This window comes from Collimonas sp. OK412, assembly GCF_900112135.1.
GTDB classification, from domain to species: Bacteria; Pseudomonadota; Gammaproteobacteria; order Burkholderiales; family Burkholderiaceae_D; genus Collimonas; species Collimonas rhizosphaerae.
On record NZ_FOLC01000041.1, the window covers coordinates 1 to 26,018 of the forward strand.

Here is a 26,018-nt window from a genome sequence, read left to right on the forward strand (position 1 = left end):
CAACTCGGCGGCAGAACGCGCTTTGCGCGGCGTCGCGATCGGCCGCCGCAACTATCTGTTTGCCGGTGCCGACAGCGGCGGCGAACGCGCTGCCGCCATCTACTCCTTGATCGGTACGGCCAAGCTCAATGGTGTCGATCCTGGGGCTTGGTTGCGTCATGTGCTGACCCATATCGCCGACCATCCGGTCAACCGCGTTGACGATTTCCTACCCTGGAACTGCGCCGCGCAGATCGCTCCTGCCTGAAAAACACGCCGCTTCCCAGCGGTGTGATGCCATCATCGGGCAAGTCAACACCCGGTTCAAGACGTCGCTGGCACGACGCTTACGATGAAAGCGCATTGCCTGCTGTTGCCAAAGACGCCTAAACGTCGAGCCAGCAGCCGTCCCCATGAAGGCACGGTGGCAGTGAGTCAATCGCCTTTCGCGTACACTAAAATCGGAATCCCATCATTCAAGTTTAATTTATGTACTTTAGAAATTCAAAATTTGTTCTAGAGATAGCTGAGCGGTTGGTGCATTTATCGAGAGTAGTTTTTTTATTTCAAGTCGCTCTCTAAGCTGATCAAAGTGAACTCTAACTGTAATCTCAGACTGACCATGAGCAGGGTATTGGAGAAAAAGAAAGTCCGAACGAATTTTTTCATGAGCTTGGATTTTGCCAATGGAAAATACGGCGGTTTCTTGCCCTTGCTCAGATCTGATCTTAATTTGTTTTTTAGCGGAAATTGGAGAAAATGAAGCAATAAGAGAGCGACTATAATCCACGTCTGGCCTAGTCATTAGGTCCCTTTTTGTCGCGAGATTGAAGCCATCAAAAGATGGCAAACTCAGGTAGAGTTTTACATCATCAGCATACGAATTTCCGATGTTTTCAATTTCCAATCCGAATCCGAAAGTTCCTGCATGTTCTCGAATATACTTCGCCAGATTCCGGTAGTAATGCGGGTTATTACCTGGGAATGATGAAAATATGTAAGTACCAAAACCAGGAGACTCAAGAATCGGATAGTCGGGAATGTCTTGGTCATCCGGAAGCACGTAATTTGTAACGTGTACTTGCACCGCTTCTGACGGTAGTAGCTCATTATCGGTTCCGACAAATTTTATCGATAATTTTGCTGCGTGCGCGGGTTCAAAGGCTGATGCTCCCATTTTCGCAATTTCGTCAGGTTTTGCTTCAGCCGTAGATGATCCGCGTCTTACGTAAACTACATCTGCTTTTACCTTGCCAAAATCCTTCTTGGCATAGAAAGGGCGGGCCTGGAGATGAATGGTATAGAGTCCAAGTTTTTTGCCTTTATACGCAATCGAGCGGTACGCGAATCGAATTGGTTGATTAGTCTTGCTGTTGATGAATTGCTGCAAGCGGGAGTCGTCTATATCCTTGTCCAAGCCAACAATTTCTTTAGTACCTTCACGGATTCCAATCAATATATAAGCAGTTGTTGTTCGCCATCCATTGGCAAAAGACAAAATATCCTTCAATAGTTCAGACCTCTGGTCGTCATCTGTTTTCTCGAATACATACTGTTGAAGCTTGAAATCAAGCGCGTCACCTTCGCCGCTATAGAGCAGTCGTTCAATCAGTGTTTCATCTTCCATTAAGATACCTAGTTGGTTGTCGGTATTCTATGCGCGACTTAGATTGAAACAGCGTTTAATCTAGTCTTTCCGCAAGTTGGGACGCAGTTTCGTTGTAATAAATTTGCAGCATGCGTAAATCACGATGCCCAACCATTCTAGCAAGTTCCAGAACGTTAAGTTTTTTCGCTAGTCTGGTGATGGCCTCGTGGCGGGTATCGTGAAAGGTCATTCCCTCTATCAAACTATTAGCGCGTGCCTTACGAAACAACGCGTCTAGAGACGCAGTTGTGAGGCCGAACAATGGATTTCCTTCGTCTGGCTGCGGCAGGAACGACAGCAATTCAATTGCCCGTTTTGAAAGCGGCACGTCGCGCTTGCTGCCATTTTTTGTTATAGGCAAATGCGCGACATTCCCCGACACATGTTCTGGCATCAATGCACAGATTTCGCCGGCCCGCATTGCAGTCTCGATGGCAAACAAAAATGCAATGGCAATAGCCTGGCTCTTTGTGCGAACAGGTTCGTTATCAAATCCTAGAGCCAAGCATAGACGTTCAATTTCATCAGCATGAATGCGACGGTCACGCGGCGCCGGATTCTTTGGCCGCCGAACATCCTTTGTTGGACTGTCTGCCATCCATCCCCACTCGCGCTGCGCAGTAGTGAATACATGAGACAGCAGATTCTTATCACGATTAACGGTTGACCCGACTACGGTTTTCAATCGTAAATCACGCCATTGGCCGAGAAAATCAGAAGTGACTTCGCTCAGTTTTATATCACCAAACTTTACCTTGCCGACCACTATGTCACTCATGGCTGATAGGCGTAGCGCCTCCCAGCGAAACCCCCGCTTGGTTCGAGAAACCTCTTTTTCGTATCGTTCAAATGCATCACGGCAGGTTTTTCCGATAGCAATGCCAGTTGATTTTTCTTCGCGTAGTTCTGTCTCGTGCATAGCGGCCCACGCGCGGGCTTGGGCCTTGTTGGCGAACGTTCCCTACTCGCGTCTACCTTGGATTCAAATCTGAACACGCCAGCCACCTGCGCATTTTACAAATGAAGCCATATATTACTCTCCAAAAAACGGCGGCAATTACATCACGAATTTGGGGGAGTTAATGGGGAAAATCTGGGGACTTGATACCAGCAAATAGGGGTATTTAGTGGCTTTTCGTAGATTAAGGTTTGAATGCAAAAACGCCGCAGAACCTTGTATTTACCTGGTTTGCGGCGCTTTATGCTGTTTTTCTACATGTATCTTGGTGCCGAGAGCCGGAATCGAACCGGCACGCTGTTTCCAGCGCGGGATTTTGAGTCCCGTGCGTCTACCTATTCCGCCATCTCGGCAACGCGTCCGCTATTATGACTGGTTTCTGCTGCCCGATCAATAGCTGGGCCAATCAATTTTCCCGCAATCGGCCTGCTGCGGGGCTAGTTGCCGACCCGCTGGTACAGGCGGAAACGTTCATCGCGGTCCGACGGCCGGCGGCCGGTCCACAGCAGTTTCCAGTTGCCTTTGAATTCACGCCAGATCGCGTCATCCGACTTGACCGAGATATTGTCCTGGTACAGCAGGAAATCGCAATGCGGCTGGCCGTATTCGCCGAATGGAATCTGGCCGAAATAAGCGAAAGATGCGCGCTGCGCCGGACCGACATTGGTGTCCACGCACTGCTTGACGGCCGGCAGGTGCTCGTCGATCTGGGCGGCTACGCCGGCATAGCTCTTGCTGTAGTTGATCCATGGCAGCCACAAGGTGGTGAGCAGCAGCCAGCACAGGATCACGCCGCCCGAGGACAGCACTACCGCGCGCCATAGGACCGCCGGCCGGCGCGACAGGCGCCAGTTCACCAGCAGGATCCAGAACACCGAGCCGAGCAGCGCGATCACCAGCGCGATCAGGTTGAATTCCGGCTTGAAGCCGGGCGCCAGCTTGTAGACATTCCTGGCGATCTGCGCCGGCCAGCCGCTTTCCTTGGCGATCCAGGCCAGCCAGATGAATGCTGCGCAGGCGGTCAGGGTCATCACCGAGAACCAGTCCACGGCATTGATGGCGCCGCGTTTCATGGTCGGCAAACCGAATGCCGCCAGGATCACCAGCGGCGGCAGCAGCGGTAGCAGAATGCCTTCTTCCGGATGCGGATTGAGCAGCAGCATGATCGTCAGGCTGATGAAAAACGCCAATGGCAATGCGATATGCAAGGTCGAGCGCTGCTGGCGCCAGGCATACACCGCCCAGCCGGCAAACGGCCATGCGGGCCACGCGAACCAGATGCCGTATTTAAAGTAATACGATAAGGCAGTCCAGGTCGGCCAGCTCAGCTGGCGCAGGTTGATGGCTTCCCAGATGGCGAAGCGGGCCGGCGCGCCTGGCAGCAGGGCCCAGCTGACGATGAACCAGAGCGCGGCAACCAGCAGCGTGACCGGCACGGTCGCCAGCAGCATGTCGCGGGCGATGGCTTTTTCTCGCATCAGCGCCAGCGTCAGCAAACCGCACAGCATGGCTAGCGGCAGCAGCCAGCCGCGCGTCAGGACCAGCAGGCCGAAGCTGAGGCCGAGCAGCGCGGCGCTGCGCAGGCTGCGTGCCTCGAACAGGCGCACTGCAACGTAGATGGAAAAGGCGACCAGCGAGACTTGCAGGCTTTTGGCGGTAGGTTCGTGGCTCTGCAGCAGCAGGCCCAGGCTGCCGAGATAAATCAGGAAGGCGCCGTCGGCCAGGGTGCGGCCGAAGTCGCGCGGTTCAGGCTGGCCGCCGAAGGCTAGGCGGAGCGGCTGTGCTTCGGTGCGGCGTCCCAGCAGGTAGGTGGCGTACCAGACCGACAGCGAACCGACCAGGAAGAATCCCACGGCCGGCAAGCGGCCCGCCAGCGGATCGCCCAGCAGCCAGCCGAACAGCTTGATGAAGACGGCGCCGATCCAGTAAGGCAGCGGACTTTCGCCGGGCATCGGCAAGCCGACGATATTCGGCATCAGCCAATCGGAGAGGCCGCCGTGGGCCATGGTCCAGGCGATGCCGAAGCTGGAAGCGTCTTCATTTTTCCACGGATCGCGCCCGATCAGGCCCGGCAGTATGTATAGCAATCCCAGCGCCCATAAGCCCCAGCGCGGCAGTGCGCTAGTGGCGGAGGCGGGAAGACGGACGGGCTTCATCACAATGGCGTTTGATCAATGTTGAATTGCTGGGTATTGTGCCGGATAGCGGGTTACTGCGCTATTACTGAGCGTAGTTTTTGTTCCAGGTGTTCTCAAGAAAACATACACTTCTTTACGATTTATCAAAGAGCCGTCTGCGATGCCGCTGGCGAGCCTGATAAACAAAAAAAGGCAGCCGTAGCTGCCTTTTTAAAACGAGCGATCGAATTAAGTATTTGCGATCGAAGTCTTGGAGCCGACAGCGCCGAATTTCTTGCGGAACTTGTCAACGCGGCCAGCGGTGTCGACGATTTTGTGTTGACCGGTGTAGAACGGATGCGATTCCGACGAAACTTCAATCTTCACCAAAGGATATTCTTTACCTTCGTGAGTGATGTTTTCGCGAGTCTGGATTGTCGAACGGGTGACGAACTTGAAATCGTTCGAAACGTCGTGGAACAGGACTTCGCGGTAATTTGGGTGAATGCCGTCTTTCATAATTGCCTCAATTGAGTGGTAGCCAATCAATCACTTCGTCGGTCGTCTTGCTTCTTGACCCGATTGTCGATCACTTGCCGGGGGTGGAAAACCGCAAATTATACAATAAATCCGGTCGTGAATTGGAAAAAATGAATGAAATCAGTGCCTTGGGGTTAATTCAGGGCGGATTTTCAATATTATCTTTTCATCATTTCCTCGGACGGACAGCGAGTCCGCCCAATACGACCTTAGCTTTTGACAGCTGCCAGGGTTTGATTGCCGTTTTTGCGATACAAATACAATGTTGCAAACAAGCCACATATCGCTGCAGCAGTCATCCACATGCCGGGCGCGCCCTTATCGCCGGTGTATTCAATCAGCCCGGTCGCGATGGCTGGCGTGAAGCCGCCGAAAATCGCCGTCGCCAGGCTGTAAGCCAGGGAAAAGCCGGCGGTGCGCACTTCAACCGGCATGACTTCGGTCAGGGCCACCACCATTGCACCGTTATAGCTGGCGTACAGGAACGACAGCCACAGCTCGACCATCAGCATTTTCTGGAAGGTGGGGTCAGCCACCAGCCACGACAGCGCCGGGTAGGCGGTGAGGATGGTGAGGATGGTGAACACCAGCAGCAGCGGCTTGCGGCCGATGCGGTCGGACAGGGCGCCCATCACCGGCAGCCAGATGAAATTCGAAATGCCGACGCAGAAGGTCACCACCAGCGCATCGATGGTAGAAAGCTTGAGCACGCTTTTGCCGAAAGTCGGCGTGTAGACGGTGATCAGGTAGAACGAAACGGTAGTCATCGACACCAGCATCATGCCGGCGATCACCAGGCCCCAGTTATCGACCATGGAACGCAGGATCTCGCGCACGGCAGGCTTGTGCTTGCGCGCCATGAACTCTTCGGTTTCCTGCAGCGAACGGCGGATCATGAACAGCACCGGCACGATCATGCAGCCGATAAAGAACGGCACGCGCCAGCCCCAGTCGGCGATTTGCGCCGGTTGCAGCCATACCTGCAAGCCGAAGCCAAGGGCCGCGGCGACAATGATCGCTACCTGCTGGCTGGCCGATTGCCAGCTGACGTAAAAGCCCTTGTTGCCCGGGGTCGCCATTTCAGACAGGTAGACCGACACGCCGCCCAATTCAACGCCAGCCGAGAATCCCTGCAGCAGGCGGCCGACCAGCACCAGCAATGGCGCCGCATAGCCGATGCTGGCGTAGCCAGGCACAAAGGCAATCAGCATGGTGCCGAGCGCCATCAGCGCCAGGGTGGTGATCAGGCCCTTGCGGCGGCCGACCCGGTCGACATAGGCGCCGAGGATGATGGCGCCTAGGGGACGCATCAGGAAGCCGGCGCCGAAAGTCATGAAGGTCAGCATCAGCGACGCAAATTCGTCGCCGGCCGGGAAAAAGGTTTTGGAGATATAGGTCGCGTAGAAGCCGAACAGGAAAAAATCGAACATCTCCATGAAGTTACCGCTGGTAACCCGCAGGACTGTGCCGAATTTCGATTGGCTGGATTGAGTTGTCGCCATGATGTGCCGTTGCGAAAATGGAGGTTCGCAAGCATAGCATTTAGCGTGTTTTGACGCTTCTTTTGCCGGTAAATTATTGTTTTCACATGGCAATATGCCATGGTGCCAGTATTTGCGGCCCGGCAGCCATGGCGCCGTCAGCTGCACATAAAAAAAGAGCCCGGCCGATTTGCATGGGCCAGGCTCTCTTGATGGCTGATGCTGATCAGCCGCCGCGTCGCATCATGTCGAAGAACTCGGCGTTGTTCTTGGTCGACTTCATCTTGTCGAGGATGAACTCCATCGCTTCGATTTCATCCATGCTGTAGAGCAGCTTGCGCAGCACCCAGATCTTCTGCAGCTGGTCAGGTTTGATCAGCAATTCTTCGCGGCGGGTGCCGGACTTGTTCAGGTTGATGGACGGGTACACGCGCTTCTCGGCGAGGCGGCGTTCCAGGTGGACTTCCATGTTGCCGGTACCCTTGAATTCTTCGTAGATCACGTCATCCATGCGGCTGCCGGTTTCGATCAGGGCGGTAGCGATGATGGTCAGCGAACCGCCTTCTTCGATGTTGCGGGCGGCGCCGAAGAAACGCTTCGGACGCTGCAGCGCGTTGGCGTCGACACCGCCGGTCAGCACCTTGCCGGAAGCAGGGATCACGGTGTTGTAGGCGCGCGCCAGGCGGGTGATCGAGTCCAGCAGGATCACCACGTCTTTTTTCATTTCGACCAGGCGCTTGGCTTTTTCCAGCACCATTTCAGCAACCTGCACGTGGCGCGTGGCCGGTTCATCGAAAGTCGATGCCACCACTTCGCCGCGCACCGAGCGCTGCATTTCGGTCACTTCTTCAGGACGTTCGTCGATCAGCAGGACGATCATCACGGTGTCGGGATGGTTGGTGGTGATCGCGTGCGCAATATGCTGCAGCATGACCGATTTACCCGACTTCGGCGACGCCACCAGCAGGCCGCGCTGGCCCTTGCCGATAGGTGCGATCATGTCGATGATGCGGCCGGTGATGTTTTCTTCGCCGCGCATGTCGCGTTCCAGCGGCAATGGCTTGTTCGGATGCAGCGGCGTCAGGTTTTCAAACAGGATGCGGTGTTTCGAGGCTTCCGGCGATTCGCCGTTGACCTTGTCGACCTTGACCAGGGCGAAATAGCGCTCGCCGTCTTTCGGTGTACGCACTTCACCTTCGATCGAATCGCCGGTGTGCAGGTTGAAACGGCGGATCTGCGAAGGCGAGATATAAATGTCGTCGGTGGACGCCATGTAGCTGGCGTCGGGCGAGCGCAGGAAGCCAAAGCCGTCAGGCAGGACTTCGAGGGCGCCGTCGCCAAAAATCTGTTCTCCTGATTTCGCGCGCTTTTTCAGGATCGCGAACATCAGTTCTTGTTTGCGCAAACGCGCTGCGTTATCGATGTCCAGGCCGATTGCCATTTCTAGCAGGGCGGAGACGTGTAACGCCTTTAATTCAGATAAATGCATAGGTATGAGTGTCCCGGGATGGGAAATATTGGGTGGGGGAGGGAACTGCGTGGTGTATTAGTAAAACACAAGCGGCGATGCGGGCGCATCGCCGCGGTTCTTTATTATATATTCGAATCGATGAATGCGGTCAACTGGCCTTTTGCCAGCGCGCCGACTTTCTGTGCCGCGGGGACGCCGTTCTTGAACAGGATCAAGGTCGGGATGCCGCGGATGCCGTGCTTGGCAGGCACTGCCTGGTTGGAATCGACGTCCAGCTTGACGATTTGCAGCTTGTCGCCGTATTCCTTGGCTACTTCTTCCAGGATCGGGGCGATCATCTTGCATGGACCGCACCATTCGGCCCAGAAATCGACCAGGACCGGTTTGTCGGATTTGAGTACATCTGCTTCAAAAGATGCGTCGGTAATGTGTTTAATGTTTTCGCTCATGGTTTCCTCAGTGTGAGGGAAAAAGAATCAATGTGTGCCAAGACGACTTACCATTCCTGCTTGGTGGCTGCCATCGGCGTTCCCTATTCTATTGAATAAGTGGGGATGCCGTGCGCGAATTCAAGTTTTTTGTGGGTGCGGTAAGAGGTATTGCGGCGGGATATTCGCTAAATCATAACCGATTTTATGAAAAAGTGTGGCTTATGTAATTGATTATGTAATTATTTGAGGCTTGTTTTCTCGGGGGCTCGCATAAAATGATAGCTAATTGTTGCAAAAATGCGAGAGCTGCAAAGCAGCCGTTCTCGCGCTTCCAGTGAGTTACATGCCATCAGAATCCATCCAAATCGTGCCATCTGCCAACTTCTGGCCGGATGCTGCACGTGCCTTGCTGGCAGCCTGCCGCCAGGCTAGCGGCGACCAGGGACAGCGCGATTTCGCCCAATGGCGTGTGGTGCTGCCCACCTTTGCCCACGCCCAGCCGCTGAAAGCGGCCATGAACGCCGAGCTGGGCGGGACTTTCGTGCCGCCGCAATTCTTTACCTTGTCCGGCTGGCTGGCGACGTTGCCGCCGCTGCCCAATGTGCTGCCCGCCAGCGAACGGCTGATGCGCCTGTATGCCGAATTGCGCCAGCACGGCTGGCTGAAAAAATTATTCACTGCACGCCGCAACACAGACCTGCTGCCGCTGGCGCAGACGCTGTTAGCGTTATCAGACGAATTGACGCAAGCCTTGCTGCCCGCCTTGCACGCAGGTGCGGCAGCAGGCGATCCGGAGCAGCGCTGGCAAAGCGCACTGGAGCAGCTATCGCCGGACGCGCGCAAGCTGCTGTCGGATGAAACGCAGCTGGTGTGGTCGATCTGGAAAAGCCAGCTGGACGCCGACGACGCCATCGCGGCACGCTTTACGCAAATGCTGCAGGTCGCGGAACACGCCAGCCAGCCGCTGGCCTGGATCAGCTCGGTGGCGCCGGAACCGCTGGAACAGGCTTTTCTCGATGCTTATGCCAGGCGCCAGCAAGTGCTGACGATTACCCTCGACTGGCGTGCACACGCAATCTTGCCGACGCATGCGCTGGCCTGGCCGGAAATGGTGGAAGCCGCGGCAGATGGAGAAACCGCGGATATCGCAGCAAGCAATCACGCGCCGCCGCCTGAGCTGGCATTGTGCGCGGCGCGCAGTGTCGAAGACGAGGCAGTGCAAGGCGCGCAGATGGTGATCGACTGGCTGCAGGAGGGCAAGGCCAGCCTGGCGATCGTGGCGCAGGACCGTGTCGTGGCGCGGCGCATCCGGGCTTTGCTGGAGCGGGCGCAAGTCCACGTGGCCGATGAAACCGGCTGGAAGTTGTCTACCACGCGTGCTGCATCCGCCATTTCAGCCTGGTTCGACGTCGTCGCCGCGCGCGGTGAAACCACGGCCTTGCTGGATCTGCTGAAATCGCCGTTTGTGCTGAATGAGGCGCCTAGCGACCTGCTGCACGATGCGCAGGACAGCGTTGCCAACAAATCTGCGCTGGTGATGAAAATAGAGTTGCTGCTGCGGCGCGCCAATGTGCTCGGCGAGTGGCGCGCGGTAATCAATGCCTTGACCGCGGCGCCGGCGGAACAAAAAGCGGTAGCTTTGCTGGCGCAGCAGGCAGCATTGTTCAGCGGCCGCAAGAACCTGCGCGACTGGATCGCCACCACCGCCGCGGCGCTCGATGCGCTGGGCGTGTCGTCGGCGCTCAGCGCGGATTCTGCCGGCCAGCAGATCTTGCAGCTATTGCAGAATATCGCGCCGCCCGGCAATGATTTTGCCGCGCTGTTTTCATTTCCCGAGTGGCGCGCGCTGGTCAGCCTGCAGCTCGACGACACCAGCTTCATCAGCGCCGCCGATGACCGCCGAGTCGTGATGCTGCCGCTGAACGGCGCCCGCTTGCGTACCTTCGACGCCGTGCTGATGGTGGGCGCCGATGCCGACCACTTGCCTTCGCAGCCGCAGGAGACGCTATTCTTCGCCAATACCGTGCGGCGCGAGCTGGGCCTGGCGACACGCGAGAGCCGCCAGCGCCAGCAACTGCGCGACGTAGTCGAACTGCTGGCGATGAATCCGCAGGTAGTGCTGTCGTGGCAGGCGTACAAGGATGGCGAACCGAATCCGGCCAGCCCCTGGATCCAGCGCCTGCAGCTGACTTTGGCGCTGGCCGTTCCTGCCGCGCCGGCGCTGCCAGAGCGGCGGGCGGCGATTGCCTCGCAGAGCCTGCAAGCCAGGCCGTCCGCCATGCCGGCGCCGGCGGCGCCGCAGCTGACGCCGAGCCGCCTGACGGCCAGCGCTTACAACAGCTTTATCGCCTGTCCGTATCAATTCTTCGCCAGGCGCATGCTGGGCCTGGCGTCGCTGGACGAATTGTCCGACCTGCCGGAAAAGCGCGACTATGGCGGCTGGCTGCATGAAATCCTGGAGACTTACCACGAAACCCTGCGTGACCAGCCATGTCCGCCGGACCAGCGCGAATCCTTGCTGGCCGATATTTCAAAGAAATTGTTCGACAGCGTCATCGCAAAGAACGCAGCTGCATTGGGCTATTACTCGCGCTGGCAAAAAGTCATTGCGGCTTATGTCGTCTGGGCCAATGAGCACGAAGCGCAAGGCTGGCGCTTCGTGTTCGGCGAACAGGCTTATGAAAAACCGATGGCGCTGCCGGACAGCGAACTGATGCTGCACGGCCGGATCGACCGCGTCGACGAGAACGACGCCGGCGAGCGCGCGGTGCTCGATTACAAGACCAACAACCTGGTCGTGCTGAATAAAAAACTGAAAGACCATGAAGATCACCAGCTGGCGTTCTACGGCCTGCTGTCGGACCGGCCGGTCGCGGCGGCGCACTATGTCGCGCTGGAAACCACGAAAGACAAGGTCGGCGACGTGAGTGCTCCGGATTACGACGAAGCGCAACGCGCCTTGGCCGCGCAGATTTCGGTCAATGTGCAAGCGATTGCGCGCGGCGTCGGCCTGCCTGCCAACGGCGTGGCGTCGGTTTGCCAGTATTGCGATGTGCGCGGTTTGTGCCGCAAGGGAGCATGGGAATGAGCGAATCGATGCAAGCCGGACTGCCGAGCGCTTATCGCTTGAACGGCGCGGTCGTCGAAGCCCAGGGCTTCACCAACGCCGCCTGTGATCCGCAACACTCGGTGGTGGTGGAAGCCTGCGCCGGCAGCGGCAAGACCTGGCTGCTGGTGGCGCGCATGCTGCGGCTGTTGCTGGCCGGTGCGGCGCCGTCGGAACTGCTGGCGATCACTTTTACCCGCAAGGCCGCACAGGAAATGCGCGAGCGTCTGCTGGAGCTGCTGCACGACCTGGCCTTGCAACCGGACGCCAAGGTGCGCAACCTGCTGCTGGAACGCGGCATCGCCCAGCAAGACCTGGCGCAAGCGCTGCCGGCGGCGCGCGGCCTGTATGAGCGCGTGCTGGCCAGTCCGCAAAGCCTGTCGATCGACACTTTCCATAGCTGGTTCGCGCGGCTGCTGCAAATCGCGCCGCTGGCTTCCGGCGTGCCGCACGGTTATGCATTGACCGAGAAAACCGGCGAATTGCTGGCGGATGCTTACCTGCGTTTCATGCAGTCGCTGAACGACGAAGAGAATGGCCAGGCCAGGCAGGATCTGCTGGCGCTGTACCAGCTGGTCGGCGATTTCAGCACCCGCAAACTGCTGAATGCTTTCATCGATAAACGCGCCGAATGGTGGGCCGTGATCCAGCAGGGAGTGGATGCGCCGCTCGAATGGCTGCGCGAAATGTGCGGCGTAGATGCTGAAATCGATGCAAGGCTGTCGTTGTGGGACGACCAGAAACTCCTGGCGCAGGTCAAGCAGATCGCCTGGCTGCTGGGGCAGGGGTCGGCGACCAACCAGAAACGCGCTACCGCGATTGAAATGGCGCTGACAGCTGGCGCCGCAGCGGTCAATTTCGACGCCTTGTGCCATCAGTTCTTTGACGATGCCGGCAAGCCGCGTAGCAACGGCAAGGCCAAGGATTTGCTGAAGGCGCTGGAAAACAGCCTGGGCAGTCTGGGGATAAGCGCCCTCGATGCCTTCGACGCGCAATTCGATGCGACCGGAGAAGCCCTCAAGCAGTTGCGCAAGCGCAGCCACGAGCGCACCGTGCTCAGCCTGAACCAGCATCTGTTCAGCGTCGGCAACGCCTACCTGGAATGCTACCAGGCGCTCAAGGCGGAACAGCGGGTGTTCGATTTCGCTGACCTGGAATGGCAAGCCTATCGCCTGCTGACCAATCCGGAAAGCGCGGCCTACCTGCAAAGCCGGCTCGATACACGCTACAAGCATATCCTGCTGGATGAGTTCCAGGACACCAACCCGCTGCAGTGGAGCATCGTGCGCGCCTGGCTAAGCGCGTATGGCGCGGATGCCGGCCAGCCCAGCGTGTTTGTGGTGGGCGATCCCAAGCAGTCGATTTACCGTTTCCGGCGCGCCGAGCCGCGGGTGTTCGAAGCTGCGCGCAAGCTGTTGCAGGAGCAGGGCGCCACGGTATTGCAAGCCAACCAGACCAGGCGCAACGCCACTGCGATTGTCGAGGTGCTGAACGCCAGCTTCTACGCCAACCCGCTGTTTTCCGCGCAAACCACGCTGGGCGAAGCCGGCGGCGCGGTCTGGCGCCTGCCCCTGGTCCGGCAAGCGGACGATGAGGCGGAACAGCAGCCGCAAGGCTTGCGCAATCCGCTGACCACCGCGCGCGAAGAATCGGAAGACGCTCGCCGCCGCGACGAAGGCAGGCAGCTGGCGCAAGCGTTATGGCGCGCCAGGCAAGAACTGACGGTGCGCCAGGAACACGGCGGCCGCATGCTGCGCTGGTCGGATGTGATGCTGCTGGTGAAGAAGCGCAGCCACCTGGGCGCCTATGAAAGCGCGCTGCGCGAAGCCGGCATACCGTTCATGTCGGACAAGCGCGGCGGCCTGCTGGAGTCATTGGAAATTTCCGACCTGGTTGCCTTGCTGACTTTCCTGATCACGCCGGACGATGCGCGCGCACTCGGCCATGTATTGAAATCGCCGATCTTCGGCGCCAGCGATGACGACCTGATCGCCTTGGCGCAACGCGCTGAGCGCGGCTGGTGGGCGCGCCTGCGGGCGGCCTCGGCAAGCCAGGACGCCGCTCCAGCGCTGCAGCGCGCCGCCGCCTTGCTGGAGCAATGGCTGCAGGCGGCGCCGCGCTTGCCGGTGCATGACTTGCTCGATGTGATTTTGCACCAGGGACAATTGCTGGCGCGTTATGCCCAGGCGGCTTCGCCTTTGACGCGCAGCCAGGCGATAGGCAACATCGAAACCTTCGTCGAGCTGGCGCTGAACATGGATGCCGGCCGTTATCCCAGCCTGCCGAAGTTTATTGACGCCCTGCGCGGCCTGCAAAACGCCGCCGGCGGCGATGCGCCCGACGAAGCCAGCATTGACGCCGCTACCGATGCGGTGCGCATCCTGACGGTGCATAGCGCCAAAGGGCTGGAAGCGCCGGTAGTGGTGCTGCTGGACGCCAATCACAGCAAGCCGGCGCGCGACGACTACGGCATCTTGTGCGACTGGCCGCAGGATGCGGAGGCGCCGCTGCACTTTTCCGCGTTCGGCAGCAGTGCCGAGCGCGGCGCCGCGCGCGATCTGCTGTTCGCGGCGGAAGAAGGTTTCAAGATGCAGGAAGACTGGAACCTGCTGTACGTTGCCACCACCCGCGCCAAGCAGCTGCTGATCGTCAGCGGCGTCGCCGGCAGGAGCGGCGGCGTGACCGAAGACAGCTGGTATGCACGGCTGGAGCACGTCCCCGAAACCAGCCTGGACGCCATCGCCGAACACGCCGCGGCTGCCGGCAGCGTGCAGGAATTTGAACAGGAAATATTTGATCCGCCGCAATTGCCGCCGGCCGAGACTGCGGTCGCAGCGACTTTCGACAGTGAAGCAATCGCTGAAGGCATCGCTTTGCACGGCTTGCTGGAAAGAGTGACCCAGCATGGGTTGTGGCCGGTAGTGCTGCCGGACGCCGCAACGATTGCGCGCTGGCTGCCATGCCCGCCGGCGCTGGCAAAGCAGGTCCGGCAGCAGGCACAGACCATCCTGGGACAGGCCGAGCTGGAGCATTTTTTCAATCCGGCCATGCACCTGCACGCGCGCAACGAAATGGAAATCATCGCCGACAATGCGGTGCTGCGCTTCGACCGCGTGGTGATCTTCGAGGACGAAGTGTGGATCCTGGACTACAAGCGCAAGCTGCTTGATAGCGAGCGGGCGGCTTATACCGCGCAGTTGCGCAGTTACCGGCAGGCGGCGCAAGGAGTGTTTGGCGGCAAGCGTTTGCGTACCGCCTTGCTGACAGTGGATGGGCGCTTGTCGGAAGTCGACTAGTTATTAAAAAACCCTTATTTTCGATGAGAAAAATAAGGGTTTTTTCGGAAGGGGCTACTCGGTTGCCATCAACGATGGTGGGGCGCCGCGTATTTCCGTTCCAGCCGGCCGACCAGCGTCGCCAGTATCATGGTCATGGCGAAATAGACCACGGAAATCGTGATGTACGGCTCCCAGTAGCGCGAGTAGGCGCCCGCCACGGTCCGGGCGGCATAAGCCAGCTCGGCCAGGCCGATCGCCGACACCAGCGACGAATCCTTGAGCAGGGTGATCGCTTCATTGCCAAGCGGCGGCAGCATGCGGCGGAACGCCTGCGGCAGCACCACGTAGCGCATGGTGAGTTTGTAGCCCATGCCGAGGCTGGATGCGGCGTAAGACTGGCCGCGGTCGATGGACTGGATGCCGGCCCGGAAAATCTCTGAAATATAAGCGCCGGCGTTCAGCGACAAGGCAACGATGCCGGAGATGAAGGCGCCGTAATCTTGCTTGATGGTGCGTGCCAGCTCGCCGGAGATCAACAGGCCGTTGTCCTGGTGGATCAGCACCGGCATCACTGCAAAGTGGATCAGCAGGATCTGCACGAACAGCGGGGTGCCGCGGAAAAAGGCGACATAGAAGCTGGCCAGCGATTTCAACAGGCGGAACGGCCATTTCCATGGACCGTGCTTGACTTCCGCCAGGCGCAGCATGCCCAGCAACAGACCGAGGATGGTGCCGATGATGATACTGATCACGGCGACCTGGACCGTCATGAAGAAGCCCTTGACGAATAGCGGCGCGTAGCCTTGTATGATGCTCCAGCGAAAATCCATAAGTGTTATTGAGAAGAAACGGTGCGACGGGCTGAGAGGACGCGTAACCCGGCGTGCTGCTGGTCCGGGTTAAACATAAGATAATAAAAATTAGCGCAAAATTATACCGTAGTTGCCGCAGACCGCCAAAAACAGCCGGTCTGCGGGCAGGTCACGGATTATTGCTTACCGTTGCCGAAGTACTTTTCATTGATTTTCGCGAAGCTGCCGTCAGCCTTTACATCAGCCAGGCCCTGGTTGATTTTGGCCAGCAGTTCGGTATTGCCCTTGCGTACCGCAATGCCATAGTACTCTTTCGGAAAACCGGCATCGGGCACCACGCGGAAGCTGGCGGACGGATTGTTGGTAATGTAGTTCCTGACCACCGGATCGTCAGCCACCACGGCGTCGACGCCGCCGCTTTCCAGTTCCTTCAGGGCCAGCGTGGTCGAGTCGAAGCGCTTGATGCTGGGGTTGTTCTTGCCCACCAGGTTTTGCACCACTTCGTCGCCGGTGGTGGCGCTTTGCACGCCGATCTTCATGGTCTTCAGGTCAGTGAACTGCTTGACCGAGGTATTGCCTTGCGGGACAGCGATCAGTTGGCTGGCTTCGAAATAAGGGTCGGAGAAATCCACGGTCTGCTTGCGCTCATCGGTGATCGTGATGGCGGAAATCAGCAGGTCGCGGTCGCCCTGCGCCAGGAAGTTGAAGATGCCTTCGAACGGCGTCGGTATGAATTTCACCTCGATGCCGATCTTGGCGGCGATCGCTTTCATCAGGTCGATATCGAAGCCGACCACTTCCTTCTTTTCATTTTCGGCGGAAAACGGCGCGTAGGCCGATTCAACGCCGACCACGTACAGGGTTTGCTTGGCGGCCGCCGCCGGCGCTTCTTCCTTTTTGCTGCAGGCGCCGACTGCCAGCAAGCCCAGGCTGAGAGCGCACAGCGGCAGATAGCGGCTTAACATTTTTTTCATGGGGTTCTCGTAAAAATCAGTCGAATTTACAACTTCTCGTCGGCGAAATATTTCTTGTAGATCCGGTCCTGCGTGCCGTCGGCCTTGATCTGTTCCAGGCCGTGGTTAAGCTTGGCCAACAGTTCGGCGTTGCCCTTCTTGACCGCGATGCCGTAGTATTCCTTGGGGAAAGCCGGATCGTTGACGATGCGGAAGCTCTTGCCCGGATTGTTCTTCACGAAATTGGTGACCACGCCGTTGTCGCCGATCACGGCGTCGACGCCGCCGCCTTCCAGTTCCTGGAACGCCAGCGGCATCGATTCAAAGCGCTTGACGCTGGGGCTGTTCTTGCCGACCAGGTTTTGCGCCGCCTCATCCGCGGTGGTGGCGCTCTGGACGCCGATCTTCAGGGTTTTCAGGTCTTCGAACCTGGCCACCTTCGAACTCGACGGCAGCACGATCAGCTGTTTTGCCACGAAGTAGGGTTCGGAGAAATCCATGGTCTGGCGGCGCTGGTCGTTGATCGTGATGGTGGAAATCAGGATGTCGCGGTCGCCCTGGGACAGCGCATTGAACAGGCCGTCGAACGGCGTATTGACGATCCTGATCTTGAGGCCGGCCTTGTCGGCCACGGCTTTCATGATCTCGATGTCGAATCCGACAAGTTCCTTCTGTTCATTCTCGGAAGCGAAGGGAGCGTATGCGCCGTCCGCGCCCACCACGTATTCAGTGGCTGCATTGCCGCCGCTTGCCGCGGCATTGCTGTCCTTCTTGCCGCATCCCGCCAGCACAGCCAGCGAACACAGTAAAGCCAGGGTCAGCGCCGGCAGGTATCGTTGTTTCATGTTTTTCCCCGGCGGTTATTTGGCAGTGTCGGTAGCGGTGTCGGCAAAATACTTGGCGTAGATCTTGTCGTAGCTGCCGTCAGCCTTGATTGCCGCCAGCCCTTTGTTGACCTTGGCCAGCAGCTCCGCGTTGCCCTTCTTGACCGCGATGCCGTAATACTCTTTGGAGAAGGCCGGGTCGGAGATCAAGCGGAAGCCTTCGGACGGATTGTTCTTGATGTAGTTCTTCACCACGCCGTTGTCGGACACCACGGCCTCAACGCCGCCGCCTTCCAGTTCTTTCATGACCAGCGTCGCCGATTCCAGGCGCTTGATATTGGGATTGTTCTTGCCCAGTTCCTTTTGCACGATCTCGTCGCCGGTGGTAGCGCTTTGCACGCCCACTTTCATGTTCTTGAGGTCCGCGAATTTCGTGACCTTCGAATTTTTCGGCACCACGATCAGCTGGTTGGCTTCAAAGTAGGGCTCGGAGAAATCGACAGTCTGCTTGCGCTCGTCGGTAATCGTGATGGCCGACGCCAGCAGGTCGCGGTCGCCTTGCGCCAGGAAATTGAAGATGCCTTCAAACGGCGTATTGACGAACTTGATCTTGAAGCCGCCCTTGTCGGCGATGGCGTTCATGACGTCGACGTCGAAGCCGACGATTTCCTTTTGTTCATTCTGGTACTCGAACGGCGCAAAAGTCGCTTCGGCGCCGACCAGGTATTCGGTCGGTGCAGGCGTCGCCGCCGTTTTCGGTTCCTGCTTGCCGCAAGCTGCCAGCGACAGGGCGAGCACGCACAGGCCCAGATTGAAAATGCGATTCATTGAGTAGCTCCTGTAAGGTCGGTAGAGTGTTCCAGCCATGAGATTGGCATATTAACAATATTGCCTGGAATAAGCCGCTATTTTAGATTCATCCATGCAAATAACAATGATTTATATAGATAGATTGCAGATAAGTGCGGCCGGCGAGGTGCGGCCGGCTAGGTGCAGTCAGCGAGGCGTGCCTCGCCGAATGCCATGTCGGAAATGACAGGTGTGGTTTTTTTTGCGATAAGCTGCTTGACCCTGACGTGACGTGAGGTTCCAGAATCAATGGACGCTGAAGAAAAAAGGAGCAAGACCATGCTGTTGCGAGTAGGTGAACTGGCCAAACGTTGCGGCCTGACGGTCAGGACCCTGCATTACTACGACGAAATCGGCTTGCTCGCTCCTTCTGCGCGTTCCGATGCCGGCTACCGGCTGTACAACCGTGGCGATATCGCCCGCCTGCACCAGGTGCAGGCGCTGCGGCGCCTGGGGGTATCGCTGGGCGAGATCGGAGCCCTATTGACCCGGCCGGAGCTGTCCCTGGCTTCTGTCATCGAACAGCAGCTCCGCATGCTGGATGAGCAAATCGCGCAGTCTGTCCGGCTGCGCGACCGTTTGTCCACCCTGCGCGCGCAGTTCATGGCGGGAGAAGAGCCGGAACTGGCCGAATGGCTGACAACGATGGAGCTGATGAACATGTACGATAAATATTTCACCCAGGAAGAACTCAAGCAGCTGCCGTTCTACCAGGCCGATACGGCCCGGCGGCGGCAGTGGTCGGCGCTGGTGGAGCAGGTGGCGGCCCTGATGGCCGGCGCAGCGCCGGCCGGCAGCGAGCAGGCGCAGGCGCTGGCGGTGCGCTGGATGAACATGGTGGAGCAGGATACGCTGGTCGACCCAGCCCTGTTCGCCAAACTCAGGGCCATGCACGACAACGAACCCGGCATGCAGGAACAGACCGGGATCTCGCCCGACATGATCGGCTATGTGATGCGGGCCTTCGCCGAGAGCAAGCTGCAGGTGTACCAGAAGTACCTGTCGCCCGCCGAGTTCGCCTTCATGCGCGCCAACTACGGCAAGCGCATGAAAGAGTGGCCGCCGCTGATCGCCGCCTTGCGCAAGCAGATGGATGGCGGCGCCGCGCCCGGCGACGCGGAGCCGCAGCGGCTGGCGCAGGTGTGGATGGAACTGTTCCGCTCCTATGCAGGCGACAATCCTGAGACCCAGCAGAAAATCCGCAACGCCATGGTGCAGGAGCCGAGCCTGGCCAGGGGCACCTGGCTCAATGAAGAGCTGCTGGCTTACCTGCGCCAGGCGCTTGCGATCCTCCAGCCCGCATCCTGAGGCCGGGCCGGCGCGATTCTATTGCAGGCTTCCGAATGCTTCGGACAGCGACAGGATCTCGCCGGTAGCGCTGCCGTCGTAGCCGTTGAGCTGGTTGACTATGTCGCGAAACGAGGCCGATTGCAGGATGGCGATGACCTGCTGCATCAACGGATCTTTCATGGCAGCGTTTGACAGGGCGAAGAAATAGCGTTCGCGGACCAGCGGGATGAAATCCAGGCCGAAGCGATGAGCCGCGGTCTGTACGCCGAAGCCGACGTCGGCCATGCCGCTGGCGATGAAGGCGGCAATCGCCGAATGCGTGAATTCAGCGCTCTCGAAACCTTCGATGGCGTTCGGCGACAGCGCCTGCCGGGACAGCATCAGCTCCAGCAGCATGCGGGTGCCGGAACCCGGCTGGCGGTTGACGAACAGCACGCCGGCGCGGCTCAAGTCGGCCAAGCCGGCGATGTTCTTCGGATTGCCTGGCGCCACCATCAAGCCTTGGTTGCGCACCGCCAGGTGGATCAGGCAGTGCTTGTTTTTATCCAGCCAGCGGCTGTAGCTGGCCACCGAAGCATCCTCGAATTCTCCCAAGGGCACATGAAAGCCGGCCAGGTCGCATTCTTGCCGCGCCAGCGCGGCCACTGCATCGGCGCTGTTGCGGTAGCGCAGGTCTACCGGCAGGTGGCGTTCATTCAGCTGGTTGAGCAGCGCGGCGACGGCAAAACCGTGGCTGGCGTTGAGGCGGATCACTTGCGGCTGGCCGCTTACCGTCTTGCTCAGTTCGCCTTCCAGCTCGGACGCCAGGGTTTCCAGCGTCGGCGACAGGCGCGCCGCGATGCGGCGGTCAGCCCAGATCAGTTTTTCCGCCAGCGGCAGCAGGCGGCTGCCGCGGCCGCGGCCGGTCTCTATCAGGGGATGGCCGAACATCCGTTCGGCGTCGCGCAGCAAACCCCAGGCATGGCGGTACGAACTGCCGGTCTGCTTGGCGGCGTTGGCGATGGAGCCGGTTTCCTGGACGGCGGTGAGCAGCGTCAGCAGCACAGCGGTATCCAGCGGCTGCTCGGTGTCGCGCGAGATTTCCCAGTGCGGCTTGATTTTCACTTTATACATTATGCAAAATATAGCCTATTGAGTGGCCTGGTTGCCAGTGATATTTTTCATATATACAAAGGTCAATATAGGTAAAATTGTAGTTAGAGAAAATATTTTTCATATAAAACTATATGTAAGTAATTACCTATGGTACATATAAGCATTTTTAATTTCCGGGGGGAAAAGTGGGATTTTTAGATAAAGAGCGGACCATTGCAGGTCCCGGTTTCAACCGTTGGCTGGTACCGCCTGCGGCGTTGGCAATTCATCTGTGTATCGGCATGGCTTACGGTTTTTCCGTGTTCTGGCTGCCGCTGTCTAAGGCGATCGGGATCAAGGAGTCGCTGGCCTGTTCCAAGGATATGAGTTTCTTTGCTGAAATATTCGCCAGTACCTGCGACTGGAAGATTTCGATGCTGGGCTGGATCTACACCATGTTCTTCGTGCTGCTGGGAACATCGGCAGCGATCTGGGGCGGCTGGCTGGAACACGTCGGTCCGCGCAAAGCGGGTTTTGTGGCAGCCTTGTGCTGGTGCGGCGGTTTGCTGATTTCGGCGTTAGGCGTCTACCATCACCAGATCTGGCTGATGTGGATAGGCTCCGGCCTGATCGGCGGCGTCGGCCTTGGACTGGGTTACATCTCGCCCGTGTCGACCCTGATCAAATGGTTCCCGGACCGGCGCGGCATGGCTACCGGCATGGCGATCATGGGTTTCGGCGGCGGTGCGCTGATCGGCAGCCCGCTGGCCGACAAGCTGATGAAGCATTTTGCTTCCGACGTCTCGGTCGGCGTCTGGCAGACCTTCGTCGTCATGGCCCTGATCTACTTCGTGTTCATGATGGCTGGCGCCTTCGGCTACCGGATCCCGCCTAGCGGCTGGAAGCCGGCCGGCTGGACGCCGCCTGCCACCAACGGCAATGCGATGATCACCCAGCATCACGTGCATGTCAGCAAGGTGTGGGGCATCCCGCAATTCTGGCTGGTATGGCTGGTGCTGTGCCTGAACGTCTCGGCCGGCATCGGCGTGATCGGCATGGCTTCGCCCATGCTGCAGGAAGTGTTCGGCGGCCATCTGCTCGGCGTCGGCACCAAGTTCACTGAATTGTCGCTGGAGCAAAAAGGCGCGATTGCAGCGATTGCCGCCGGCTTTACCGGCCTGATCAGCCTGTTCAACATCGGCGGCCGTTTCGTCTGGGCTTCCTGCTCGGACTATATCGGGCGCAAGATGACTTATGTGGTGTTCTTTGTCCTCGGCTTCGTGCTGTATGTGAGCTTGCCTTGGTCCGGCGCGGCCGGCAGCGTGGCCCTGTTCGTGATCGCGGTGTGCCTGATCCTGTCGATGTATGGCGGCGGTTTTGCCACGGTGCCGGCCTACCTGGCTGACCTGTTCGGCACCCAGATGGTGGGCGCGATCCATGGCCGCTTGCTGACTGCGTGGGCGACCGCGGGCATCCTTGGACCCGTGGTGGTGAACTACATGCGCGAATACCAGCTCTCGCTGGGCATGCCGCGCGAATCGGTCTACAACACCACGATGTATATCCTGGCCGGTTTCCTGGTAGTGGGCCTGCTGTGCAACCTGATGATCAAGCCGATTGCTGAAAAGCATTTCATGACGCCGGAAGAATTGGCCCGTGAAAAGAAACTGGCGCACGAGCAGGCTTCCGCCAACCCGGACGTGACGGTTTCAGCCGAAGACATGGCGCGTATTGGCAGCGGCGGCAGCCCGCTGGTGTTATGGTTGTCGTGGGCGGCGGTGATTATTCCGCTGGTTTGGGGGATCTCGATCACCTTGCAGAAATCCGCAGTATTGTTTAAGTAATTGAGTCAGGCCGGATGGGCAGCAATGCCCGTCCGGCGGTTGAACAGGCAAGAAGCCAAGAGCAGTTGCAGTACAGATTCAGGACGCACCGCGGTGCGCCGATCAAGGTGCATCGAGTCATAACAAGAACATCCATTCTGCGCACCTTTTGTAACATCGAACACCGGTAGGAGACTGTCGTGAAGATGCAAATCGAGCCAAGTTCTCAAGTAGTTCCGTCGGACCCGTCTGTCGACCTGGACCAGGTCAAATCCATTATTCAAAAATACCAGGCATTGCCCGGCGCCATGCTGCCGGTCCTGCATGCCATCCAGGATGCGCTTGGCTACGTGCCGTCGTCGACGGTGCCGTTGATCGCCGAGCAGCTGAATCTTTCGCGCGCCGAGGTGCACGGCGTGATCAGTTTTTATCACCATTTCCGCCAGCAGCCTGCGGGCCGCCACCTGGTGCAGATCTGCCGTGCCGAGGCTTGCCAGGCGCGCGGCTCGGCAGCGCTCGAAGCGCACGCCAAGGCGGCGCTGGGCTGCGATTTCCACGGCACCAGCAGCGATGGCCAGTTCACGCTGGAGCCGGTGTATTGCCTGGGCCAGTGCGCTTGCGGTCCGAGCATGCTGATCGACGACGACCTGCATGCGCGCGTCAGCAACGACAAATTCAACAAGCTGGTGCGGGCCAAGCGAGGTGTGGCATGAGCATCACTATCTACGTACCGCGCGATTCGACCGCGCTGGCTTTGGGCGCAAATGAAGTCGCCGCAGCGATCGTGGCCGAAGCGGCCAGGCGCGGCCAGGAAATCACGCTGGTGCGCAACGGTTCGCGCGGCATGTTCTGGCTCGAGCCGCTGGTTGAGGTGGCAACCGCCGCCGGCCGCATCGGCTACGGGCCGGTTGAACCGGATGACGTCGCCGGCCTGTTCGATGCGCATTTCCTGGCTGGCGGCCAGCATCGCCTGGCTTTGGGGCTGGTCGATGAAATTCCCTATTTGAAGAAGCAAGAGCGCCTGACTTTCGCCCGGGTCGGCATTACCGATCCGCTGTCGCTCGATGACTACCTGGCGCACGAAGGTTACCAGGGCTTGCAAAAAGCCCTGGCCATGCAAAGCGCCGACATCGTGCAGGAAGTGCTGGAGTCGGGCCTGCGCGGCCGCGGCGGCGCGGCTTTCCCTACCGGCATCAAATGGAAGACGGTGCTGGGCGCCCAGAGCGCGCAGAAATACATCGTCTGCAACGCCGACGAAGGCGACTCCGGCACCTTTTCCGACCGCATGGTGATGGAAGACGATCCCTTCGTGCTGATCGAAGGCATGACGATCGCTGCGCTGGCCGTTGGCGCGACCCGCGGCTACATTTATGTCCGCTCGGAATATCCGCATGCGATCGCCGCGCTGGAGCAGGCGATCGGCACGGCTGGCGAGCGCAATTACCTGGGCGAGAATATTCTCGGCTCGGGCCGCGCTTTCCATCTGGAAGTGCGCAAAGGCGCCGGCGCCTATATCTGCGGCGAGGAAACCGCCTTGCTGGAAAGCCTGGAAGGCAAGCGCGGCGTGGTGCGCGCCAAGCCGCCGCTGCCGGCGATCGAAGGCTTGTTCGGCAAGCCGACCGTGATCAACAACGTGATCTCGCTGGCCTCGGTGCCTATCATCCTGGCGCGCGGCGCTGCTTTTTACAAGAATTACGGCATGGGGCGTTCGCTCGGCACCTTGCCGATGCAACTGGCAGGCAACGTCAAATACGGCGGCCTGGTGGAGAAAGCATTTGGCGTGACCCTGCGCGAACTGCTGTTCGATTTCGGCGGCGGCACCGCCAGCGGCAAGCCGATACGCGCGGTGCAGGTCGGCGGCCCGCTCGGACCGTATCTGCCGGAATCGCTGTTTGACACCAAGCTCGATTACGAAGCTTTCGCCGCCGTCGGCGGCATGCTGGGGCACGGCGGCATCGTGGTGTTCGACGACAGCGTCGACATGGCCAGGCAGGCGCGCTACGCGATGGAGTTCTGCGCGGTGGAATCCTGCGGCAAATGCACGCCTTGCCGCATCGGTTCGACCCGCGGGGTGGAAGTGATCGACAAGATCGTTGCCGGCCAGACTCAGCAGATCCATCTGCTGCGCGACCTGTGCGACACCATGGTCAACGGCTCCCTGTGCGCGATGGGCAGCATGACGCCGTTGCCGGTGCTGTCCGCGCTTGATCATTTTCCCGAAGATTTCGCTGGCGGCACGCTGGACAAGGCCGCCTGACCGCCATTCAGATAAACACCACCCACGTTCCACCGGAACCAGGAGCATGTGATGAATCAGCTTAACGAACTTGACTACGGCACACCCGCCAAGCAGTCCGAAAAATCGGTAACCCTGGAAATCGACGGCGTCAGCGTCGAAGTGGCCGCCGGCACCTCTGTCATGCGCGCCGCCGTGGAAGCCGGCATCAACGTCCCCAAATTATGTGCGACCGACAGCCTGGAACCGTTCGGTTCCTGCCGGCTGTGCCTGGTCGAAATCGACGGCAAGAAGGGTTATCCGGCGTCTTGCACCACGCCATGCGAACCGGGCATGAAGGTCAAGACCCAGACACCCAAGCTGGCCGATATCCGGCGCGGCGTGATGGAACTGTACATCTCCGACCATCCGCTCGATTGCCTGACTTGCCCCACCAACGGCAATTGCGAACTGCAAGACATGGCAGGCGTGACCGGCTTGCGCGAGGTTCGTTACGGTTATGAAGGCGACAATCACCTGAAGATGAAGAAGGACGAATCGAATCCTTACTTCACCTACGATCCATCCAAATGCATCGTCTGCAACCGCTGCGTGCGCGCCTGCGAAGAAACCCAGGGCACGTTTGCGTTGACCATCGACGGCCGCGGTTTTGAATCACGCGTCTCGGCCGGACAGATGCAAAATTTCATGGAATCAGAATGCGTGTCCTGCGGCGCCTGCGTACAGGCTTGCCCGACCGCGACCCTGACCGAAAAGACCGTGATCATGATGGGCCAGGCCGAGCACAGCAAGATCACCACTTGCGCCTATTGCGGCGTCGGCTGCTCGTTCAAGGCTGAGATGAAGGGCAACGAAGTGGTGCGCATGGTGCCGCACAAGGATGGCCAGGCCAACCATGGCCATTCCTGCGTCAAGGGACGTTTTGCCTGGGGTTACGCGACCCACAAGGACCGCATCACCAAGCCGATGATACGCAGCAAGATCACCGATCCGTGGCGCGAAGTGTCGTGGGACGAAGCGTTGACGTACGCCGCCGGCGAATTCCGCCGGATCCAGGCCAAGCATGGCAAGGATTCGATAGGCGGCATCACTTCCTCCCGTTGCACCAATGAAGAAACCTACCTGGTGCAGAAGCTGGTGCGCGCTGC

At 58.9% G+C, this 26,018-nt stretch carries 20 protein-coding genes and 1 tRNA gene; 8 read left to right on the forward strand and 13 right to left on the reverse strand.

All coding sequences use genetic code 11. The features are described 5' to 3' along the window. A partial coding sequence (locus BM062_RS23910; protein ID WP_139219999.1) for a transposase domain-containing protein occupies nt 1-247 on the forward strand: 247 nt, incomplete at its 5' end. 228 nt (nt 248-475) lie between these two features. Here the strand turns inward: BM062_RS23910 and BM062_RS23915 are convergent. The 8 genes from BM062_RS23915 to trxA form a co-directional block, all read right to left on the reverse strand. Continuing rightward, entirely contained in the window at nt 476-1,606 is a 1,131-nt protein-coding gene (locus BM062_RS23915) for an AlbA family DNA-binding domain-containing protein (protein WP_092401974.1), read from the reverse strand. Nucleotides 1,607-1,661: 55 nt separating this feature from the next. Then, entirely contained in the window at nt 1,662-2,546 is an 885-nt protein-coding gene (locus tag BM062_RS23920) for a tyrosine-type recombinase/integrase (protein WP_254785236.1), read from the reverse strand. Nucleotides 2,547-2,851: 305 nt separating this feature from the next. Further along, nucleotides 2,852-2,938, reverse strand: a tRNA-Leu gene (locus BM062_RS23925). A gap of 84 nt (nt 2,939-3,022) precedes the next feature. Next, nucleotides 3,023-4,741 carry an ArnT family glycosyltransferase gene (locus BM062_RS23930; RefSeq protein ID WP_092401977.1) on the reverse strand — a complete coding sequence of 573 codons (1,719 nt, stop codon included), beginning with the start codon at nt 4,739-4,741 and terminating at the stop codon, nt 3,023-3,025. Nucleotides 4,742-4,951: 210 nt separating this feature from the next. Continuing rightward, nucleotides 4,952-5,221 carry a type B 50S ribosomal protein L31 gene (locus tag BM062_RS23935; protein WP_014004858.1) on the reverse strand — a complete coding sequence of 90 codons (270 nt, stop codon included), beginning with the start codon at nt 5,219-5,221 and terminating at the stop codon, nt 4,952-4,954. 230 nt (nt 5,222-5,451) lie between these two features. After that, complete coding sequence (locus BM062_RS23940) at nt 5,452-6,744, reverse strand: MFS transporter (RefSeq protein ID WP_092401980.1); 1,293 nt, start codon at nt 6,742-6,744, stop codon at nt 5,452-5,454. A gap of 205 nt (nt 6,745-6,949) precedes the next feature. After that, nucleotides 6,950-8,212, reverse strand: coding sequence for a transcription termination factor Rho (gene rho, locus BM062_RS23945; RefSeq protein ID WP_014004861.1), 1,263 nt, complete (start codon nt 8,210-8,212; stop codon nt 6,950-6,952). 104 nt (nt 8,213-8,316) lie between these two features. Beyond that, nucleotides 8,317-8,643 (reverse strand): thioredoxin TrxA, encoded by a 327-nt coding sequence (trxA, locus tag BM062_RS23950; RefSeq protein WP_092401983.1) that lies wholly within the window; start codon nt 8,641-8,643, stop codon nt 8,317-8,319. 325 nt (nt 8,644-8,968) lie between these two features. Between trxA and BM062_RS23955 the strand changes: the two genes are divergently transcribed. Further along, a complete protein-coding gene (locus BM062_RS23955) occupies nt 8,969-11,713 on the forward strand; it encodes a PD-(D/E)XK nuclease family protein (RefSeq protein ID WP_092401986.1) in 2,745 nt (914 codons plus the stop codon). Beyond that, nucleotides 11,710-15,027 carry a UvrD-helicase domain-containing protein gene (locus tag BM062_RS23960; RefSeq protein ID WP_175501147.1) on the forward strand — a complete coding sequence of 1,106 codons (3,318 nt, stop codon included), beginning with the start codon at nt 11,710-11,712 and terminating at the stop codon, nt 15,025-15,027. Before BM062_RS23955 ends, BM062_RS23960 begins: the two co-directional genes overlap by 4 nt. Before the next feature lie 68 nt (nt 15,028-15,095). On the opposite strand, the gene BM062_RS23965 is transcribed toward BM062_RS23960, so the two are convergent. From BM062_RS23965 to BM062_RS23980, 4 genes are all read right to left on the reverse strand, one after another. Then, entirely contained in the window at nt 15,096-15,839 is a 744-nt protein-coding gene (locus BM062_RS23965; protein WP_092401992.1) for an amino acid ABC transporter permease, read from the reverse strand. Between the two features lie 158 nt (nt 15,840-15,997). Continuing rightward, nucleotides 15,998-16,795, reverse strand: a complete 798-nt coding sequence (locus BM062_RS23970) for a basic amino acid ABC transporter substrate-binding protein (protein WP_092401995.1) — start codon at nt 16,793-16,795, stop codon at nt 15,998-16,000. Between the two features lie 26 nt (nt 16,796-16,821). Then, on the reverse strand, nt 16,822-17,619 hold the full coding sequence (locus BM062_RS23975) for a basic amino acid ABC transporter substrate-binding protein (protein ID WP_092401998.1): 798 nt from the start codon (nt 17,617-17,619) through the stop codon (nt 16,822-16,824). Nucleotides 17,620-17,634: 15 nt separating this feature from the next. Continuing rightward, nucleotides 17,635-18,426 (reverse strand): basic amino acid ABC transporter substrate-binding protein, encoded by a 792-nt coding sequence (locus tag BM062_RS23980; RefSeq protein WP_175501148.1) that lies wholly within the window; start codon nt 18,424-18,426, stop codon nt 17,635-17,637. Between the two features lie 300 nt (nt 18,427-18,726). Here BM062_RS23980 and BM062_RS23985 point away from each other — a divergent pair, with 300 nt between their 5' ends. Next, on the forward strand, nt 18,727-19,755 hold the full coding sequence (locus tag BM062_RS23985; protein ID WP_092402013.1) for a MerR family transcriptional regulator: 1,029 nt from the start codon (nt 18,727-18,729) through the stop codon (nt 19,753-19,755). 18 nt (nt 19,756-19,773) lie between these two features. On the opposite strand, the gene BM062_RS23990 is transcribed toward BM062_RS23985, so the two are convergent. Beyond that, on the reverse strand, nt 19,774-20,850 hold the full coding sequence (locus tag BM062_RS23990; protein ID WP_092402004.1) for a substrate-binding domain-containing protein: 1,077 nt from the start codon (nt 20,848-20,850) through the stop codon (nt 19,774-19,776). A 167-nt stretch (nt 20,851-21,017) separates the two neighbouring features. Here BM062_RS23990 and BM062_RS23995 point away from each other — a divergent pair, with 167 nt between their 5' ends. The 4 genes from BM062_RS23995 to BM062_RS24010 form a co-directional block, all read left to right on the forward strand. Further along, complete coding sequence (locus tag BM062_RS23995) at nt 21,018-22,655, forward strand: OFA family MFS transporter (protein WP_092402007.1); 1,638 nt, start codon at nt 21,018-21,020, stop codon at nt 22,653-22,655. A gap of 185 nt (nt 22,656-22,840) precedes the next feature. Continuing rightward, entirely contained in the window at nt 22,841-23,347 is a 507-nt protein-coding gene (locus tag BM062_RS24000) for a formate dehydrogenase subunit gamma (RefSeq protein WP_092402016.1), read from the forward strand. After that, complete coding sequence (locus BM062_RS24005) at nt 23,344-24,891, forward strand: formate dehydrogenase beta subunit (protein ID WP_092402010.1); 1,548 nt, start codon at nt 23,344-23,346, stop codon at nt 24,889-24,891. The genes BM062_RS24000 and BM062_RS24005 overlap by 4 nt, the downstream gene beginning before the upstream one ends. A 51-nt stretch (nt 24,892-24,942) precedes the next feature. Beyond that, a partial coding sequence (locus BM062_RS24010; protein WP_139220182.1) for a 2Fe-2S iron-sulfur cluster-binding protein occupies nt 24,943-26,018 on the forward strand: 1,076 nt, incomplete at its 3' end.

What these genes read in the sequence shown, in the direction of transcription:
- BM062_RS23915 (WP_092401974.1), bottom strand. Translation starts at nt 1,606, where the DNA reads ATGGAAGATGAAACACTGATTGAACGACTGCTCTATAGCGGCGAAGGT.
- BM062_RS23920 (WP_254785236.1), bottom strand. Translation starts at nt 2,546, where the DNA reads ATGCACGAGACAGAACTACGCGAAGAAAAATCAACTGGCATTGCTATC.
- BM062_RS23930 (WP_092401977.1), bottom strand. Translation starts at nt 4,741, where the DNA reads ATGAAGCCCGTCCGTCTTCCCGCCTCCGCCACTAGCGCACTGCCGCGC.
- BM062_RS23935 (WP_014004858.1), bottom strand. Translation starts at nt 5,221, where the DNA reads ATGAAAGACGGCATTCACCCAAATTACCGCGAAGTCCTGTTCCACGAC.
- BM062_RS23940 (WP_092401980.1), bottom strand. Translation starts at nt 6,744, where the DNA reads ATGGCGACAACTCAATCCAGCCAATCGAAATTCGGCACAGTCCTGCGG.
- rho (WP_014004861.1), bottom strand. Translation starts at nt 8,212, where the DNA reads ATGCATTTATCTGAATTAAAGGCGTTACACGTCTCCGCCCTGCTAGAA.
- trxA (WP_092401983.1), bottom strand. Translation starts at nt 8,643, where the DNA reads ATGAGCGAAAACATTAAACACATTACCGACGCATCTTTTGAAGCAGAT.
- BM062_RS23955 (WP_092401986.1), top strand. Translation starts at nt 8,969, where the DNA reads ATGCCATCAGAATCCATCCAAATCGTGCCATCTGCCAACTTCTGGCCG.
- BM062_RS23960 (WP_175501147.1), top strand. Translation starts at nt 11,710, where the DNA reads ATGAGCGAATCGATGCAAGCCGGACTGCCGAGCGCTTATCGCTTGAAC.
- BM062_RS23965 (WP_092401992.1), bottom strand. Translation starts at nt 15,839, where the DNA reads ATGGATTTTCGCTGGAGCATCATACAAGGCTACGCGCCGCTATTCGTC.
- BM062_RS23970 (WP_092401995.1), bottom strand. Translation starts at nt 16,795, where the DNA reads ATGAAAAAAATGTTAAGCCGCTATCTGCCGCTGTGCGCTCTCAGCCTG.
- BM062_RS23975 (WP_092401998.1), bottom strand. Translation starts at nt 17,619, where the DNA reads ATGAAACAACGATACCTGCCGGCGCTGACCCTGGCTTTACTGTGTTCG.
- BM062_RS23980 (WP_175501148.1), bottom strand. Translation starts at nt 18,426, where the DNA reads ATGAATCGCATTTTCAATCTGGGCCTGTGCGTGCTCGCCCTGTCGCTG.
- BM062_RS23985 (WP_092402013.1), top strand. Translation starts at nt 18,727, where the DNA reads ATGCTGTTGCGAGTAGGTGAACTGGCCAAACGTTGCGGCCTGACGGTC.
- BM062_RS23990 (WP_092402004.1), bottom strand. Translation starts at nt 20,850, where the DNA reads ATGTATAAAGTGAAAATCAAGCCGCACTGGGAAATCTCGCGCGACACC.
- BM062_RS24000 (WP_092402016.1), top strand. Translation starts at nt 22,841, where the DNA reads ATGCAAATCGAGCCAAGTTCTCAAGTAGTTCCGTCGGACCCGTCTGTC.
- BM062_RS24005 (WP_092402010.1), top strand. Translation starts at nt 23,344, where the DNA reads ATGAGCATCACTATCTACGTACCGCGCGATTCGACCGCGCTGGCTTTG.